The following is an 18,501-nucleotide window of genomic DNA, read 5'->3' as shown; positions in this document are numbered from 1 at the left end:
TTAGGGTGGTTTGGTAGCTGCTCTTGCCAGCCGCTACCGGAGGGCCTACCTCCATCTTTGCTACAGCACCCTTCAGCTACTTACGCAGCCTCAGGTTTCAGGACGCACCCTGTTCTTTGGTGGATACGCGGGTATACGCTACAGCGACCTTCTGGGTGACTTTCTGCGTAAACTTCTTAGGGTAGTTACCAAATTTGGCAAAGGCATTTAAATTACTCATGCTGCTATTCTATTTTGTTCGGGTAATGGATTGATATATTCTGCAATCATGGGTGCCTGTAACTCTTCCCTGGCGTCGGGAAGAGTTACAGATAGTAAGATTATGGCAAGCGCATATAAACTGCCTATGATCTCCGTTGCCTGTTCGTCACTTAAATCCTGCAAACCTGAACTGTTACGAAGGAACTCCGGTGTTAACCGTTTGGGCTTGGATGGCATGGAAATCTCTTGTTGTTGCGATTCAGAACTATGAGGCTTCATAAATTATTCTTTTGTTTGACGGGTTACTTTACAGCGGAGTGATAAGGGCTTATTTTAGGACTGCAATCATTCATGACCGCTTCCCAAAGAACCCAGAGCTTTACCGCATTACCTATAACACTTGATTGATCTGTTTTGTACAATACGCCTAACATGAGCATCACTCCGCTCAGTTTATCTTCGGCTTCCTTACGGCTATTTGCTTCTATTTCTATTGTTAACAAGTGTTTTGCCATGGTATTTGACATTTAAATAGTTAGATATTGTTATTATGCTGCCAGCTCAGTTCCATCCTCTTCTTCCTCATCAGGACAGGCTTGCTGGAGTATTCTAAGTAGCTGATCTGCAAGCTCGTTGTTTGCATACAGGTACTGAATGATACGTTCTACCTTTTCGGCATACTGCTCAGGAAATAGCAGGATCAATGTTTTGCGTAATGTGGTTGTATTTTGTTCTGTGGGCTTTGTATTTCCCACATCACCGCTTTCCTGTTTGCTATAGGAGGCCGTCCCGGTAGATTGCTGCGGTTGGGACGGGAGATTACCGGGATTTACCAGATCACTCAATAACGGGATACCGCCTAGTACCTGTGGATTTTTGGAAAAGTAAAGCCCTGCAAAGTTTAATACTGTTTCCGTGATCTTATTGGTTGTTGAGCTTTTCTCTCCCTGCATTTGCCGCACAGTATCCTGTAGTTGCTCCTGGTATTCCTCTGCATCAACAAGCTTTGCCTTTAAATCCTCATTTTCCTTTTGCAATAACTCATATTGCCATTGCCGCCTTTCCTGTTGCAGTTTCTCACCTATGGTATGTTCTATGCCGTCCAGTGTTTCCTTTGTCTTACTCTCTTCTTCTTTAAGCAATAACACATAACGGGTACACCTGCGTGAAGCACCATCATATAAACAAACAGTAACATAACGCGTATCAGGCAGTATAAAATCCTCGTGTTGGAAGAAACGTTCCGGGTCATTAGTGCGGGAGACTACTTTTAGCTCATCTACCCGTACATCATATTCTTTGGGTTGCGCCTGTTCTGCTTCATTACATAACATCTGGTAAATCAGGTTAACCCTATTACTGCTGTACTTTTCTTTTACAATACTCATATAATGGATTAAGAGGTGAGTAATAGTTATGCTGCTTTATTCTCCTGTTGTGTAAGATATTCCTGGAGGTCTGACGGCCTAAAAAGGATACGGCCATACTTCTTTCGCTGCAAGGGATGCAACTGACCTTCACTGATAAGGCAGTATATCCTTGATACAGAAAGATGGAGGTAGCTTGCCGCCTGTTCTATAGATAACGGTGGATGCTTACTTCCATCATCTCTTGCCATTTGCAATAACAAGTCTATTTTTGTTTCTAATACATCTAATCTCCTGCGAATTTCATCTTGTTCTTCTCTCATGTTTTTTGTTTTGTGGGTTAAAATATGTTGAAGGAACGAAGATATAACAACCCCAAAAACCACTTTACCACTTATGTACAAACGTGTACGAACGTGTACGAAATCAGCAAAGTTTTTTTTAACATCCCGCATGAAGGGGATTTAAAAGAGACATATTATGTTCTGTGTAATATTAACACCTTTCTATTTCAGACCAATAACAAACAAAGAACAGTTAATAACAATAAGCTATAAAGAACGACAATAAGGTTACTTATTACACATTTGTATCAGACGGGCCTTCATCATCACGAATAACGCCCATCGCAATATATTTTTGTAGTATCGGGCTTTCCTTTATTAACCTTCTTGCAACTTTACATTTGTAGGCGAAGTGAACGTATATACAGACCTCATATAAGAAAAGGATACGCCGTCCTAATTTATCAGCTTTCAAGCCTGTAGCTTTACACATCAGGAAGAACCAGTAGAGTATTCTTATTTTCCAATTAAGTAATTTGGAATAGCGTTTTAGTTCATCTTCGCTCATCTTATCAATTACACTACCATGGTAGCGTTTAGAAGACGGTTGTAGTTTTTTATTTAATTGCATGGGGTAACGTTTAATAGTTCGATCTATGATGTATTTAAATTATTTCCGGAGTTGGAAGTAATTATCTACAGCCCAGATAATGCGTTCCTGTAATTCCATTGGAAGATCAGATGGTATCGCAAACCTTGCAACTGCATTTTTTTCTCTATGCACGTAATACATATTTCCTTTAATTCTTGCGCGTACCATATTCGTTCCGGGCAAACTCGCGAGATAAACAATGGTGTTTCCAATCGTTATTTTCCGGGTGTACATAAGTGAAGGCTGATAATATTGTTTAATATCCCAACCGGGATAGGCTTTTCCTGCAGGTTTATTGCTCCTGCATCCAGAAGTCCTGTTTTCACTGTTGGGTGAATAGTTCCGGTACTTATGAGTACCGGTATATTTCGCAGTGGCTTTACTGCTTTTATCTGCTTGACAGTCTCTATGGCATCGAAGCCTGGAATATATTGGTCAAGGATAATAATATCAGGTCTTATTAACTCTGCTTTCTTAATACCGGCAATAGGCTGGCTGGCCCAGTGTAATCTGGCTATGTCATGCGTGAAAAACAGGCTTAATATTAAATACTCGTCGGGATCATCATCAATGAGTAAGATCAATGGTAATGGGGGAGTCACCATAACTAACAGTATTTTTGGTTAATTTGATCAGAACAGCCAATGGCTAATGAATGGGAGTCATTGTGGAATTGCTACACCTGCGATAACGGCACCGTGATATGTTAATATCGCAGTCATCTCAGCTTTGTTTAGCCCTAATTCTATTAACTTATTACGGAGAACAATTAAGCTATGACTGTTATCCGTATATACTTTCTTTAAGAAAGGGATTCTTTGTGGTGGGACACCATGCTTCAGAACAATGTACTCGAAAGTGAAGTGTTTAGCTAGTAGATTCATGCTGAGGTCAATTTTTGGGTTTAATACTGACCTGCGGGAATAAAAAAAGGGCGCAGGTCTCAACTTGCCGCCTGGGACCCCTCGGAGGGCTAGGGACGGACAAAGAAGAGCCCACGCCTTAACGTGAGCTTTCTTCTGTCATCGCATCCCTGTTGAATTTCCGAGGTTCCCAGGTGAGATTCTAGAAGCAGCTTCAATATTTTAGAAGATGCAAAAGTAATATCTACAGGCTAATTTACGCAAATATTTCAATTTTGTTATAGTATTATAACAATTATTACATTTTTAATATCAATAAACATATAATAGTATGTAACATTTGGAAAGACATCATACATTTCTGCCATAAATTACTATGGCGTGAAGGATCCAAGATATGCGGCAGTTAAATCAATGTTAGAAACCGGTAGGATTACCCGGTTAAAAGATGTATTCGGTATTATCCCGATTACAGTTGTACACAAAGATACAGCAATTCATTATGCTACACTTCACAGAAGGATACAGAATCCAAGACTGTTAACCTTAGATAATTTCATCGCCATTGCTAAATTGATTGACGTAAAGACGGAAGTTATTGTAAGTTTGGCTTTAGCTGATTTGCCTAAGAATAAGTAGAATACATTTTATATTAAAAGAGTTTGACAAATTTTGAAGGAACTCGGAAGTAGGAGATTAATTCTTATTTCAAATAACCTTTACTACATGAGTTAAATGCCCATTCCCTTATCATGGCTGATCTGAATAAATTTACTATGCCTGAAATTAAATTAAGATCTTAATATTCAATCGCAAATATCGCATTAGGATTAAAGGTAAAAGCTTGTAAATTAGTTGATTATGAAGGGAGGTATTCTCAATTTATATAATCTTGCGTCCTTTCAATATTTCGACTATTTTAGTTTAAGAACCTTAAATTTGATTTAATTGTTTTTTTTATACTTATATGATTACGATCAAAGTGATACCATTAAACCCGATAAATTCTTTCAACAAATGTTTCTTTAGTTGTTTATTTCGCTCTGGAGGAATAGCTCTACTTATTCTAGCTAACTTTCCGAGATTAGTATATGCACAATCTCCAACCCCAAAATTTCAAACTGTTCAAACAATTCCATTTAAAACGCAGGCTCTGCAAAAAAATAGTCCAAGTTTAATCAATTATATCCCATTATCATCTAATAATCAAATTGAGCAACAGAACGTGCATTTGATGCAAAATGTAACCTCAACATTACCTGGCCCAATCTTTAACAATAAGGAAGGGCAGTTAAATGCATTACGACAAGAATTAAAGCAGAATGCAAATGAAATAAAAGAAAACCGGTATACAATCACGCAGTTAAATTTTAAAAATTACTTTGACCAATTACTGCAATTAAATCCAGATAGTTTTTCAATAACTAAAGCCGTTTATCTATCAGAAGCTGCTTTTTATGAAAAACCTTATTCTTTTCAAGAATTTGAAGCGAGCATAAAACTAGGTGCAGAGCTGGTCGGACAAATTCTGAAACGTGAAAATCTCAGCAATAAAAATAATATTGCATTAAATTATGGTATACAGAAACTATACACTAGTAAAAACCTCTTTGTTAATAAACAAAGCGGTAACAGTTATTTGATTGACAAATTGCATTATGATTTTGATGATTATTTGGGAGAGAAAGATTGGAAAAAGATGTTTGTAACGAAAATGTTACAAACAGGTTCTGGTCAATGCCATTCTATGCCACTATTTTATTTATGTTTGGCAGAGCAATTAAATGCCAAGGCTTATTTAGCACTCGCGCCAAACCATTCGTATATACAGTTCTTTGATAGTAATGGCAGCCAATATAATTTTGAAACCACCAATGGGCATCTCGTATCGACCGCTTGGCTTATGCAGTCGACGTATGTTAATGCAACTGCATTTAAAAATAAAACTTATTTAGATACTCTTTCCAGCAGAAAGCTTTATGCTCAATGTCTTACTGACTTTGTAATGAATTATTCTGAAAAAATCAATGGGTATGATAGCTTTACAAATATAATGTTACAAAGAGTTTTGGATATTGATAGCAATAATGTAACGGCTTTAATGATTCAGGCCAATTATTATAGGCATAAAGTAATATATATGGCACAACTGGTAGGTAACCCGCCATTAAAGGAATTACCTAAATATCCTGACCTATACGCAACTTATAAAAGACAACGACAAATAGATAATTATGTGAAGAGAACTGGTTACCAGGAAATACCAAAAGAGGCTTATGAGAAATGGCTGAAATCTTTGGAACTAGTAAAACACGAGGAACAGGCAAAGCCCGGAGAGGAAAAAGTGTATCAAGAAATTGAAAAAATAAAAAAATAAATCCAGCAATCAAAAATATTCGCAAACGTTAATTACCTTGTAGGTAGCAATAAATATTACTTATGCACTCTAAATTTATCACCGTTTCCTTCATTTTATTTTTGCCCACTTTAGCACTATTAGGACAATCTCCTAACCCTTATAAAAACATTCAAAAAAACAGCACAATACTTACCCTTTCCAAAGGGCAATCCGAAGAGTTTTTTGATCAGGATAGTATTCAACAGATAGGCACTGCGCTAGTGAATATAAATAGTATGCAGGTAGTAAAATTGCTAAGTGAGGAGGAAGCGAATCGATTGTTGGATAATTCAGCCATGCATAGATTCCTAAGTGTAGATCCACTATCGGGAACTTTTCCAATGTTGACTCCTTATCAGTATGCAAGTAATAGTCCAATTATGAATATCGACCTTGATGGAATGGAGGGTGTTAAGGTTACTGATATTAAGCAAAAAACTATTACCGTCGTTGTGGACGTTCTATACATATTAAGACAATCTAAGGATATGCCAGGAAGTAACATTGATCAAAAGCAACTTGAAAGAATACAAAAAAATTTAAATGCTGAATTGAACAGGGAAGCACATAAAGATATGGTAACATGTTATGATGTCAAATTTGATGTTAAATTTACTGCTACTACTTCTGACATTGTAGATAAAGAACTAAATGGGAATAATAGTGTACAAGATCCTCGCATGTACCTGATAATGGAGGATGAAAAGATTGTGGAAACAAAAACAGGTAAAGATGCAGATGGTAATGATGTCGTGTACACTGCCACTCAGCAAGGCGCATCAAGTTGGAGAGTACTTCATCTTACGAGTTCAAGGAGAGGACATACAATGGCGCATGAGCTATTTCATAATTTAATGCACAACCATAAAAATGCTCCGGCAGATATTACAAACCAAATTGATCGTAATAATCAAAAGTTGGGACATAAAAAAGCGGGTGGAATCTTTATTTATCAGGATGATAATACAGGTGACAAGGAAGAAAATATTAATCAAATGAATATTCAGGATATGTTAAGAAGCCTTCCTGAAAAAACAACGTCTTCGACTACTACTACTCCTTCAACTACAACAGAACCTCCAAAAGAATAACATGCGATCTTCAATTATTATTTTAGTGCTATCTATCCTTTCATGTTCTTCATATGGACAGGATGTTACGTTGCATTATGACACTGTCAATATAATTACAGTAGAACCGGTCGATAATGCGAATAAGGAAATACTATCCTCCACCAGATATTTTTATATAAAGAATCAATACTACTACGGGGCCAATTTCCCTTTTAGGTATATTTTAAGTGAATGTAATGTTCTTGTAGATGATTTTCTTTTTCATACAAATTATGCGTCGCTAGTCAATCAGAAATCAGTGAAAAATCTGGTTTCTGTGACCGATAATGCTAAACGTTTTGATATTGATTATATCCTATCTCACCCCGATCATTATGCAACTCCCGAATTATTAAATTTAATACGCTGTCTAAAGAAAGAATCTCATCAGAGTATTGTGGTTTCTGAACAGCGATTCATAGCGGCTTTTTTCATACTTGAATGTAAAACCAGAAGGGGTGTTGACAGTCCCCCAATATTTTGTAATGAGAATACGACATCAGACCATTTACCTGTTTTTTTAAATGTGGTTAAAATTATTAAATGAAATTGATACTGGTTCGAGAATGCAATATCCGGTTATTCTTTTTAAAGGAGAAAATTACTCTTTTCCTTATCGTCTTTTTTTTGTGTACTTCCATGATTTCGTCAGCATCTTGTGATACCTCTATAAGTAGAGATATATCTCAAATATTTTATCAACAAGCTTTTGATTCTATTGTAAGCGAAGCAAGAACAAATGGCATGTTTAAAAATGCTATTTACTTTTGTGAAAATGCTTTCTATCAAAATAAACTATCAAGAAATAAATTTGAGAAGGATCTGGGAATTATGAGAAAATTGGTTAAGCTTTATAGTAATTCAGTATTCTTAATAAATGAACACCAAGCCGATAGCGTTAATAATAAATTAAATTTATCGTTGTTTCATTCATTATGTGATACTGTTTATTGTCTTGACGACTTAAATGCATATGCTCATTTGCCATTTCAATACAACTTTATTGATCCATTTGCTAAACAAGATTGGAGCAATATGTTTGTAACAAAATTATTAGCAACTCATCAGGGAAACTGTCATAGCCTCGCTTATCTGTACAAAATTTTAGCAGATGAAATTGGTGCAAAATGCTGGTTATCATTAGCACCTAATCATATTTATATTCGTAATTATAGTGATGATATTGGTTGGTATAATACGGAACTTACAAGTGCAAGCTTTCCTACAGATGCCTGGCTGATGATGACAGGATATATTTCTCCTCAAGCTATAAGAAGTGGTTTGTATATGGATACATTAAGCAATCAACAGTCTATTGCGCTATGTGCTTTAGATTTAGCAAAGGAGTATGAAATTGACACACACAACTATTATGATGGGTTTATTATAAAATGCTGTGATTTAGTGTTGTTGTACCATTCTATAAATCCCATGGCATTACTACTAAAGGCTGAAACCTTAAAAAAGGTTTATATAAAGCAAGCTAAGGAAAAAGATATTTTATCACAAACAACCTATGCTGAAATGATAAAATCCTATATTACCTTAGCTAAACTTGGTTATCGTGAAATGCCGGAAAAAATGTATCAGGAATGGATAACGGGGAATCATAAAAAATATGAGAATAAGAAAATGAGCAAGAAACATTGAGGTATCTATTAAGTTCTTTTGCAACTAAATAAGGAGTGCCCTAAAATCAAATGGTTGTCAATACCAAAAGGCAAAGTATAAATGGAATATTAATTTGGTCAACTAAAAGATTTTTATAGATGAAGAACTGACTTTATGGTTTTTCTGAATATTTGATATTTCATAACTAGATCATCTATTAATAGAAGCATACTGTCACTTAATTCTTGATATTTTTTCCTTTGCTCAGGAGTTACATCCAATAATGAGCTGGAATATACGTATTCGGGTTTCAGTTTTGTCTTATAATTATCCACACTCTGATCGTAAGGATGCATATCAAAATTACCGAGCATAAACCCAATTAAGACCTGTAACGACTTGTGTAAAAAGTTTTTTGAAGTTTCTAAGTCTTCATTGATATAAGAATTACTAGATTTATCAAAAAAAGAAGAAAGAGACTCAAAAAGATCCCAATCATCAATTCGACATTCCGCTCTATCTTTAAGCAAATTCAAAATCAGCATCAATTTTTCTTCTGTACAGATTTTTTCCATTGCTGTAAACATTCCAGAATCATGAAATTTCACACTATCAACAGAAGAAGGTAGAATAGAATTTATATAAACATTCTTTGCAATTATACCCCTATTATTGTTATTCATATTACTTATTTCACCTACCTTATCAGCTCGTTTATTTAAATTTTTTTTCACCCATGCTTCATGTTTTGTTTTCCATAACTTCAACTTTTCTACAGGATAGTCCATTCCGTTATTTTTATCAATTAATGTTGCACAGTTTGAACACAAAAAGATAGAATTGTCAATTCCAGAACGTTCCTTCGCAGACATTGCAATGTTATACCTAGGGCCAGCTGGGGATGCCGCTGTGATATGCGCTACTTCACCATTATATTCTGCAGCTAATATATCATTTTTAGATGGAGCTAGTGTCATACACCTACACTCGGGATTAGAACATATGAACGCCGCCCGTAATTTCGAAATATTTATGATAGAATTAGAAAAGTCGTCCCTGTTTTTCATACGTTTATGAATTATAATTTACGTTTCAAATTTCAATCCGAGGACAAGATTACCATCAAACGAAAAATTGCGTAAATAAAATTTGGTAATATAATTTGATTTTTCTTTTCGGTACTGGTCATTTATTACTCGATAAGGTCTGGAAAAGCATGTGATTTTTAGAAGGGGGAATTGTGCATGAAATCTAATAGAATCGATTGAAATTCGATATAAATCCAAATTCTGATTGCTGTTATTTTTTTTGACCTTCTTATTTTAAATACATAGTATTAAGAAAATAGACTTCAATATCCTGTTCTGGGTAGAACGAACATATTATTTCCTTATTATTCGACCAAGAAGTTACTGTTGTAAAACTCTTTTTTCCTTCCTCATAAATATGGGTTGATTCGAAGAAGCATTTTATTATCATTCCAATGACCTGATTAGGATGTACTAATTCATTTTCGCCTATATTAGTAGACAAAGAATGGCCTTCAAATTTAAAATGCTTTAACAAATGCATTAGGCCGCCAATAAATTCATATTTGCCTGGATTATCCTTTTCCTCTTTAATCATTCGAAAAAGATCTAACCTAAGAACATTATGGTTTACCGAGCCATCCTTCTCCAATTTAAATACCATTGCAAATTGTTCTGTAGATAAGTGTTGCTCATAGGTTGTCATGTCACTGTAGCCAAGTTCAGGTCTCGTTTCGAAAATCGCCTCGATTACCGAATGAGCATTCCTTGTACCAAAAGAATTTGGATACTTTTGACAAGCTTCTGGAAGAACTTCAGAGATAACCCCGGTAATAATGTTCCCCGCACCAATTATATAAGTTTCTTCATCAATTACGGCCTTAAGGAATTTTGACTGGTCATATCCTCCCCAAAACCATTCTTTGGCTGGTTTTGGAATAAGTTCCCCATCTTTTCCAACAAATTGTGTCTGGTTAGCCAGAGCTTTAGCATTTACTTCAAAATGTGGCCGAATTAAATCAAATTCGGCATTGGTTACTTCAAAAATTTCAATATTCATTGTGGGGCTGTTTGATACAAATTAATCAATTTTAATAATATATAATCTCCCTATACTTTACAAATCGGCTTAGCTAACCTAATTTGTAGGCCTTAACAGAATACTATTCCCAAAATCTTTTATTCTGGATTGCAGGTGCTTTCTTTACCGGGTACCTGTCAATATATTAATAATAGCATCTATAATCTCGCTGCAATTGCTAGAGAACAGATACATACAGCCTCTGTATTTGTTATTACCGATTACAGGACTTGGTTAAAGCCGAATGAATCTTTAATAGTTGGCTGAGTTCACGTATCATCTTCAAAGAAATTGCCTGCTTGTAACTAAGTATTTTAAAGATTGTACAATAACATAAAAAGTCGGCAACTATCAACCCCCGAGATCTATCAATTGATCATCTTCCTATTGGTGTTTTAACAAAAATTTCTTAATTTGAGTACTCATAGATTGTTTTTCAATTCGAAAATGCAAGTTTGAGAATAATTTCAACTCATATACCAGATAAGTGTATTGTATTATTTTCAATACTCCAATTGCCATTAAAATTGCCATATACTTATAGAAATAGATAACAATCCACTATGTTAAAGATTAGCTTTTTAGAAGCACTAAATGGAGATTGCATTCTAATTAAACTGATGTCCAGCGAAGCTTCCCCTAAAAATATCCTTATTGATGGCGGGGTGAGTGCTACCTATAACTTCCGAAACTCCAGGGGTAGAACTGAAAATGGCGCCCTTGCAAACCTTGTAGATCAGTTACGGACAGAAAATCAGAAAATAGATTTATTAATCCTGACCCACATAGACGATGACCATATTGATGGCATTTTACAGTGGTTTAAAACAGATCCCGATGCGTACAATATGATCGGTGAGGTATGGTTCAATTCCGGGAAATTAATTGCTGAATACCTACAAGAACAGGAAAATGCAGCACTAAATCACATAATAAATCTCCCCAATGATTCCCCAGATACAAGCGTCTGTCAGGGAGTGGATTTTGGGCAATTCATCCATGATAAAGGGATCTGGCGAAGAGAAATTATCATTCAGGGAAAAGATATAGAGTGGCATAATGCAAAATTTGAATTTCTCTCTCCTAATACTATCAAGCTACAAAAACTGCTAAAATTCTGGAAGAAAGATGACCCAGGGTTAAAGACCAGTGGTGCAAATGACTATCATCATTCTATAGAGTATTTGATTACCCATGACTCATTTGAAGAAGATAAACGAGAACCTAACGGTAGTTCTATTGCGTTCATCCTCCACTTTGAGGGACGACGGTATTTATTTCTTGGAGACTCCCATCCTTCTGTAATTGTAGAAGGCCTGAAACAAAGGCAAATTACAACTCAGGAGCCTCTCTCTGTAGAGCTGGTAAAACTCTCTCATCACGGAAGCAAAGGAAATACCAACAAAGAATTATTGTCACTCATACATAGTAACCACTTTATCATTAGTACTAACGGAAATATACACGGGCACCCTGATAAGCAATTATTAGCAAGATTGATAAAAGAAAAGGTCAGTTGCCAGATTCATTTCAATTATCCTGAAAGGGCACTCGACATCTTCCAACCAGAAGATTATGCTTTTCTTCCATTCAAAATAATTCGTTCAAAATCAGAATTTGTTTTCTCAAATGATAATTGATCAAATAAAAGAGCATGTCGTATGTATAAACGGTGGAAGTGGAGTTCTTTTCCAACCTTCATGCGAAAAAACCACCTACATACTTACTTGTGACCATGTTGTTAAAGAAAAAGAAGTAGGATATGATGTACCCGTCGCCAGAATTCGGATATACGACCAAGAATCAAGAGATTTCACAATAAATCATAATATATTATTACAGGAGAAGTCGAATTATTTTCGGGATGAGAAATTAGATCTTGCTATAATCAAAATTCCTAAGGTATGTGTAAATACAGATTTGATATGTATTGAAGAGTTCGAAAAATACGATGGTAATATACGCCTCTGCGGATTTCCTAACAGTCGACGTGTTGGGAATAATATTATGCTAAGGGATGATACAAACATTACTCTATCTCCTGACAATCAATTGGGAAAAAGAGAGGCGAGAATTCCGGGTAACTTGCGACATTCAGATATTGCAGGCCAATCAGGAGGAGCTATCTATTGTTTAGACGGGGATCGCGTTGGACTTCTCGGTATTCAAAATCTGGTCGCTGTTAAAAATGAAGAATTGGGGCGAATACTATTTACTCCTATCAAGGATTTTAAAAGTATTGTAGTGTCATCAGAAGGCCTGCTGGAATCAATTGAACCTTACTACATAAAGGATTTTACACATTTACTTTCCGATATTTTTAATCTGGGAGAAGAACGTGTTACAAGCGAAGCCAGAAGAAAAATGATTTTCGCTTTGGGAGGCGTTGCAAAGACAATTATATCTGCGGACATAACACCGAAAACAATTCTGGATTCAATAGAGAACAAGTTATTACTTCTTTATAATCAACAACCCGATAACCTCAATATTAAGAAATTATGGTGCTTCTGGTTAGAGATGCTTGTAATTATTCAAGTAGCAACAAAAAAAAATTATAAAGATGAACCTTTTAACGACGTATTTAGGAAATTCAGGTTATTCTATTCGGATATTAATAAGGATTTCTTTTTAAAACATCTCGAGGACCTCTGTCATACAGATTATGAAAGATTAGATACTAATGGATTAGTCATTGTAGCAAGTAATGCATCTGCTTCAATTAAACCGTTTTTAGACCTTGGAGATATTGTTCAGGATATATCAGAAATTAAAGAACAGATTGAATTTAATAATCAATTACTACATATCGACAACCCCAAGCCATTCGCTTTGGAAACATATAAATTCATAAATATATCTGCATTTAAAGATTACACATTAACGAATCATTATCTAACATTAAAAGAAATAAGCCTTCCTTCAATTTTAGAAGAGTTATTTAAAATCTATGGAACATACATTAATAGATAATCAAATAAAGGAGCAGTTTATTTCAAATTTCGGAGACCTTGGATTAACATACCAACAAATCCCCCTTGGAAGAGGATATGTTCATGCTTTTTCTGTGAATATAGATAAAGAGAGTACTTTAAAAGAAACCTGGCAAACTATTTCAAATTTCATTGCCATGCATTTCCAGACAAGAATCGGTGATAATTTTGGCAAGTACAACTTCTATTTATTTTACATAGCAGTAGAAAATATAAGCAACGAACTAAAATATAAAATCGAGAACAATACCTTTTCGAGCAGGAAAATTATTATTACAAATGGTGAAGAACTAAGTTCTCTGGTCAATTTCCATATTCTGAATAATGATCTTAAAATCGGCCAAGAGAATACGGTAGTAATTGACTCATTCAAAAAAAATGAACAATTATGGAGTAAGCTACAAGGCAGGGTTCTAAAAGGGATAAGGATTACAAATGCTGCCACAGACACCTACAATGAATTATTGAATTTTAAAAGAGAAGAACAAGATGAAATTCAAAAAGATTGAGATATCAGCATTTAGAATATATGACAATCCCAAAGACGCGACTTTTGATTTTTCACTTTCCGATAACGAAGTTGCTGATTTCATATCAATATATGCTCCAAATGGATTTGGGAAAACTTCTTTTTACGATGCTGTAGAATGGTGTATGACCAATAATATTCAACGATTCTGGCAGAATAGAGAAATTACCGAAGATGCTATTAATGCACAAAATAATTTTCATGATGGTCAATTAAAAATTTTTCAGAACACCGATTCCAAGCTAGAAACCTTTGTTAATATTCTAGATGAAAACAACACCCCCTTTCAAAGAACATTACATACCCGAGCGAAATCCGATGCCAAATATGTTAAAGAACCCGATAGGAAAAATTTTAGCACTGTAATTCTATCTCAGGAGTGGGTATCTGCGTTTCTGAAAGAAACTAATGGAATAGAGCGGTATAAAATATTTATGTCGAATCCTGAGTTACAAAACCTGGCAGAATATTTCAAGAACCTAAAAGTGTTAGTAGGCCTGTGTAACAAAAATATTGTTTTTTTTGAGAATAATATATTGGATCGGGAAAGGCATATTTTAAACGACCAGAATAGCAATCTCCTTGAGCAAATAAACTCCACAATATCAGTATTGGAATCTTTGGGTCAGATTATTTCACCCCCATCTCTGGACATGGATGAGTCACAGGTATTACATTTTAAGAACAACATTACAGATGCCAGAAATCAGATTAAAACAGACTTCCTCGAACAACAAATAGCGTATTTACAAACAGCTAAAACTGGTGCTGATGAAGTAATTGGCATCGATGGATATTATGACCATATCGCTAGTCGCTCCTATCTAAACAAAGAATTGGAAATTATCCAATTTTTAATTGATCAATTCAAGCAACTAGATACGTTTCAGATTGAGCGAGAATCCGTTCAGGAGCAAAGGCGGAAAACATTACTATCACTGGAAGAGTTATCAACTTTAAGATCCACATTTCCAGAATATAAAAGAATAGAAATATTACTTTCAAAAACACTATCCAGCCTTCGTAATCTGGAATCAGAAAGAAGCGAACTACAATCGACCCAGAATAATCAAAAACAGCTTTTCAATGATGAAAAAGAAAAGATAGACGTGTTATCCAAACGAATAGAAGCAATAAATGCGGATATTCTAAATGTGCCAAATATTGAACTAGCTATTCGTATAGCTCATGATAATTTAGCTTTTTTTTATTCTGGTACTGAGCAAATAGATGCGCAAATTTCCGATATATCATTGGTTAATGTGGAGCTTTTGAATAAAATTCAAGAGTACAATGAAACTGTCAAAACGCCACTTAAAAATGGTGAATTTGAAAAGATAAATAGAGTACTGATTGATGAATCCAATAATAATAGATTAGACAAGCTTGTTGAATTAAACAAAAAACATCAAGATATTATTCAGGTTTTAGAGAACGTAGATCAAAAGGTTACTGAATTTGAATCAATGAATTCAATCTTGAAAGAAGTACTTTCCAAGGGATTAGACCTGATAAATGAAAATAAGTTAAGTGACTGCCCTTTATGTAGTCAAAAGTATACCTCATATTCAGAACTATTAGAAAAGGTAACAACTAATAAATTAATTGAAGAAACAATTGCTAATTTATTATCAGACCAGGCTTTATTAAAACAAAACCTCGAAGAAAACAAAAAGGGAATAGCCGAAAATACTCAATATCTAAATAATAATATTACTCAAAAAACCACGGTATTGGCGTCATTTGTTCAAAATAATAGTCATCAAATCTCTGGGTTAAAAGCCGATCGCGATATTATTAATTTGTTTATCAATGAAAATGTAACTGCCATTATTAATAACAGGTTGACATTAGATCATAAAACCCCTGATGACTTTATTACCTATCTAAATACCTCATTAACTGAATTAACCCACACAGTTAGCGAATCTAAAAACCTTAGAGATATAATTGATAAAAGATTGGGCGGGATTGAAATAGATCTGGGAATGAACCAAAACACGATTAATCGAATAGAAAAAGAGCTAGAGGATCTAAAAGGAAATAATAACTACAAATCAGTTTCTGACTGGTTCTTTTTTGAAGAACCTCAAAAAGAAATATCAGAACAAATACTCATTGACAGAATCTTAAATTTTGAGTCTCTATTTCTTGATTATGACACTAAACTAAGAAACACAGACGAAAACATCAAGGTACTTACCCAACAACTTGAATCAATTTCAAGAGAAAATATCATTCAAAGTCAAATTCAGGAAAAAGAACAACTTCTTTTGACTAACAATATCATTAAAAGATATACTGATTTCTTAAATTCAAATCTCAACATATCCAATATACCTGAAATTAAGCATGATTTAATAACAATATTAAGCACAAAGATTCGCGAGAGACAAGAAGAACTTAGCCGCACAGAACGTATACATGAGCAGTTTGAAAAACTAGAAAACTATACTGAAAATCTAATACCATTTCTACGTATCGCTAAGCTAAAGGAACAAAACTATATTGATGAAGTGGAAATCAGGTTGATTAATAAAATGAAAGTAGAACTGGAAGATGAATGGAATAAGGCAAAAGAAGAGCTTGATGGTAAATTAAAACAATTCTTCTATCTGGATTTAATCAATACTATCTACAACAAAATCGACCCTCATCCTACTTACAAGAAAGTAGATTTTCATGTGGACTTGGATGCAGAAGATCCTAAGTTGGATATTTTTGTAAAGGATGAATCTCTTGATGTAGATAAACCTTATGTACCAAACCTCTATTTTAGTACAGCGCAAATCAACATTCTCAGTCTTAGTATCTTCCTTGCATCTGCTTTAAATTCCAGAGAATATAAGTGCATTTTTATCGACGATCCCATCCAAAGCCTGGACAGTATCAACATCCTCTCTACCATTGACCTGCTTAGAAGTATTGTTATTAATCATGGGAGGCAAATTGTACTCTCCACTCACGATGAAAATTTCCACAAACTACTTGCTAGAAAAATCCCTTCAGAGTTCTTCAAATCTAAATTCATAGAATTAGAAACCTTTGGAAAAGTTAAACAGACCTCTCAAGCCATGAGTCAATAAGATGATCGCTCAAGAATCCCTTCCCTAACTAAAGTTTCTGTATTAAAAGTCAAAATACTGTTAGAATGATAATAAAGCGCCACCAAATCTGCCAGCGGAATTTTCCTAGGCTCTATTAATGAATCTCCAGGAAATCTAAACAGTTCATTATACAAATCCAAAGTATTAATAGTTTCATGATGGAGGTTGAATTGATCACGTAAATGCTTCAATTCTTCCTGCATTTCTACATCCATTTTTTTGGAGTCTAAAGTACCTACAAACGCTTCAAACGCTTTATAAAGCTCTACCAACCTATGCTCTGTACAAAGACTACTCCCGCAATCAGTACCATTAAACTGCTCAATATCCCACACAAAGGATTTTAATGACAATTCTATAGCATGTCTAATCAAAAACAACAGTGGTATATAACACTTCTGCAGACTAATCGTTTCATTAAGAATACCCTCCAACAAAATTTCAATTATATAATCATACTGAAACCGCAAATGCCAATACTGCAATTCATTTCCCACCTGAAAATTCAGATCCCAATCCTCATGGCTCCTAAGCGTAGGACAAATTGGCTCTGCCTTATATATGCCTGCATTTACCATTTCCTCATAAACGCTGAAATAATCAGTCGTTTCAATCACCTTCCCCAAATTAAAATACGTCGATTTAGTACAAGGGTTTAAGTAATAGCGATAACAATACCCATCTTGGTCCTGGTTAATAATCGCAATTAATCGCCGTATTTCTTTAGGCAAATCATCTCCTAATTCATTACATATTTCAGAAAAGCCAGCACTATAAGGAACACCCCCTCCCTTCTTGGCCAACTCTCGTTTCAACTGCAACTCCAAAGTATGCCGCATTAAGAACAATATCGCCTTTCCATGCGGATTATAAGGATAAGGCATCTCAAATACTGCCTGCATTGTGTGATAAACCACATATGCATATGATGCATAATATTCATTCCAGGAAAGATTAGCATTAAATGAAGAAAGGTCCAGTTTAGATTGTATAGTGGGTTCAGTAAAATCTATTTTTCTGAGAAGCATTGAAGTTCTTATTTAAGATTAGAGATAGTAATCAAATGTTTTGTATTACAAAATAAACCTATTAATACGCAGCCTAAATGCGTATCGAATATATTAGACACAAACAGCTTCTAACTAATGATGATTTTCACTCTTGGTTTGTAATTCAAGAATATGACAACAGGGTTACTTCTAGTGCATTTAATAACGAATTTCTCTAATAAATACGTATATTTTAGATAAATCATCTGCAAATAGGTTCGAAACT

General features: G+C 34.7%; 18 protein-coding genes. 8 read left to right on the top strand and 10 right to left on the bottom strand.

Annotation, left to right across the window (positions count from 1 at the left end; genetic code table 11):
- Positions 1-97 precede the first annotated feature (97 nt).
- The 7 genes from GO495_RS32480 to GO495_RS31120 all read right to left on the bottom strand — a co-directional run bounded on the left by GO495_RS32480 (position 98) and on the right by GO495_RS31120 (position 3,109).
- Entirely contained in the window at positions 98-220 is a 123-nt protein-coding gene (locus GO495_RS32480) for a hypothetical protein (RefSeq protein ID WP_276611826.1), read from the bottom strand.
- Complete coding sequence (locus tag GO495_RS31145) at positions 217-480, bottom strand: hypothetical protein (RefSeq protein ID WP_157303866.1); 264 nt, start codon at positions 478-480, stop codon at positions 217-219. Before GO495_RS31145 ends, GO495_RS32480 begins: the two co-directional genes overlap by 4 nt.
- A gap of 23 nt (positions 481-503) precedes the next feature.
- Positions 504-716, bottom strand: coding sequence for a hypothetical protein (locus GO495_RS31140; protein WP_157303865.1), 213 nt, complete (start codon positions 714-716; stop codon positions 504-506).
- A gap of 33 nt (positions 717-749) precedes the next feature.
- Complete coding sequence (locus GO495_RS31135) at positions 750-1,589, bottom strand: hypothetical protein (protein ID WP_157303864.1); 840 nt, start codon at positions 1,587-1,589, stop codon at positions 750-752.
- Positions 1,590-1,615: 26 nt separating this feature from the next.
- Positions 1,616-1,891 (bottom strand): helix-turn-helix domain-containing protein, encoded by a 276-nt coding sequence (locus GO495_RS31130; protein WP_157303863.1) that lies wholly within the window; start codon positions 1,889-1,891, stop codon positions 1,616-1,618.
- Positions 1,892-2,147: 256 nt separating this feature from the next.
- A complete protein-coding gene (locus GO495_RS31125) occupies positions 2,148-2,483 on the bottom strand; it encodes a hypothetical protein (RefSeq protein ID WP_157303862.1) in 336 nt (111 codons plus the stop codon).
- Between the two features lie 236 nt (positions 2,484-2,719).
- Complete coding sequence (locus tag GO495_RS31120; RefSeq protein ID WP_157303861.1) at positions 2,720-3,109, bottom strand: response regulator; 390 nt, start codon at positions 3,107-3,109, stop codon at positions 2,720-2,722.
- A gap of 639 nt (positions 3,110-3,748) precedes the next feature.
- Here GO495_RS31120 and GO495_RS31115 point away from each other — a divergent pair.
- From GO495_RS31115 to GO495_RS31100, 4 genes are all read left to right on the top strand, one after another.
- Positions 3,749-4,006, top strand: coding sequence for a hypothetical protein (locus GO495_RS31115; RefSeq protein ID WP_157303860.1), 258 nt, complete (start codon positions 3,749-3,751; stop codon positions 4,004-4,006).
- A gap of 328 nt (positions 4,007-4,334) precedes the next feature.
- Entirely contained in the window at positions 4,335-5,744 is a 1,410-nt protein-coding gene (locus GO495_RS31110; protein WP_157303859.1) for a hypothetical protein, read from the top strand.
- 62 nt (positions 5,745-5,806) lie between these two features.
- On the top strand, positions 5,807-6,856 hold the full coding sequence (locus GO495_RS31105) for an RHS repeat-associated core domain-containing protein (RefSeq protein WP_157303858.1): 1,050 nt from the start codon (positions 5,807-5,809) through the stop codon (positions 6,854-6,856).
- 564 nt (positions 6,857-7,420) lie between these two features.
- Positions 7,421-8,527 (top strand): hypothetical protein, encoded by a 1,107-nt coding sequence (locus GO495_RS31100; protein ID WP_157303857.1) that lies wholly within the window; start codon positions 7,421-7,423, stop codon positions 8,525-8,527.
- Positions 8,528-8,640: 113 nt separating this feature from the next.
- Here the strand turns inward: GO495_RS31100 and GO495_RS31095 are convergent, their stop codons facing one another.
- The gene (locus GO495_RS31095; protein WP_157303856.1) at positions 8,641-9,465 is read right to left on the bottom strand and encodes a hypothetical protein; all 825 of its coding nucleotides are present in this window, start codon (positions 9,463-9,465) and stop codon (positions 8,641-8,643) included.
- A 340-nt stretch (positions 9,466-9,805) separates the two neighbouring features.
- A complete protein-coding gene (locus GO495_RS31090; protein ID WP_157303855.1) occupies positions 9,806-10,576 on the bottom strand; it encodes a hypothetical protein in 771 nt (256 codons plus the stop codon).
- Between the two features lie 584 nt (positions 10,577-11,160).
- Between GO495_RS31090 and GO495_RS31085 the strand changes: the two genes are divergently transcribed.
- The 4 genes from GO495_RS31085 to GO495_RS31070 are packed head-to-tail and all read left to right on the top strand — an operon-like array spanning position 11,161 to position 17,205.
- Complete coding sequence (locus tag GO495_RS31085) at positions 11,161-12,237, top strand: ComEC/Rec2 family competence protein (RefSeq protein ID WP_157303854.1); 1,077 nt, start codon at positions 11,161-11,163, stop codon at positions 12,235-12,237.
- On the top strand, positions 12,227-13,570 hold the full coding sequence (locus tag GO495_RS31080; RefSeq protein WP_157303853.1) for an ABC-three component system protein: 1,344 nt from the start codon (positions 12,227-12,229) through the stop codon (positions 13,568-13,570). Before GO495_RS31085 ends, GO495_RS31080 begins: the two co-directional genes overlap by 11 nt.
- Complete coding sequence (locus GO495_RS31075; RefSeq protein WP_157303852.1) at positions 13,548-14,099, top strand: ABC-three component system middle component 1; 552 nt, start codon at positions 13,548-13,550, stop codon at positions 14,097-14,099. The genes GO495_RS31080 and GO495_RS31075 overlap by 23 nt, the downstream gene beginning before the upstream one ends.
- Positions 14,080-17,205, top strand: coding sequence for an AAA family ATPase (locus GO495_RS31070; RefSeq protein ID WP_157303851.1), 3,126 nt, complete (start codon positions 14,080-14,082; stop codon positions 17,203-17,205). Before GO495_RS31075 ends, GO495_RS31070 begins: the two co-directional genes overlap by 20 nt.
- Here the strand turns inward: GO495_RS31070 and GO495_RS31065 are convergent.
- Positions 17,199-18,254 (bottom strand): hypothetical protein, encoded by a 1,056-nt coding sequence (locus tag GO495_RS31065; protein WP_157303850.1) that lies wholly within the window; start codon positions 18,252-18,254, stop codon positions 17,199-17,201. The genes GO495_RS31070 and GO495_RS31065 overlap by 7 nt on opposite strands.
- Positions 18,255-18,501 lie beyond the last annotated feature (247 nt).

It is taken from the genome of Chitinophaga oryziterrae, from assembly GCF_009758125.1.
GTDB classification, from domain to species: Bacteria; Bacteroidota; Bacteroidia; order Chitinophagales; family Chitinophagaceae; genus Chitinophaga; species Chitinophaga oryziterrae.
The sequence above is the reverse complement of the archived record's forward strand: the minus strand, read 5'-3'. Positions and strand labels throughout refer to the sequence as shown.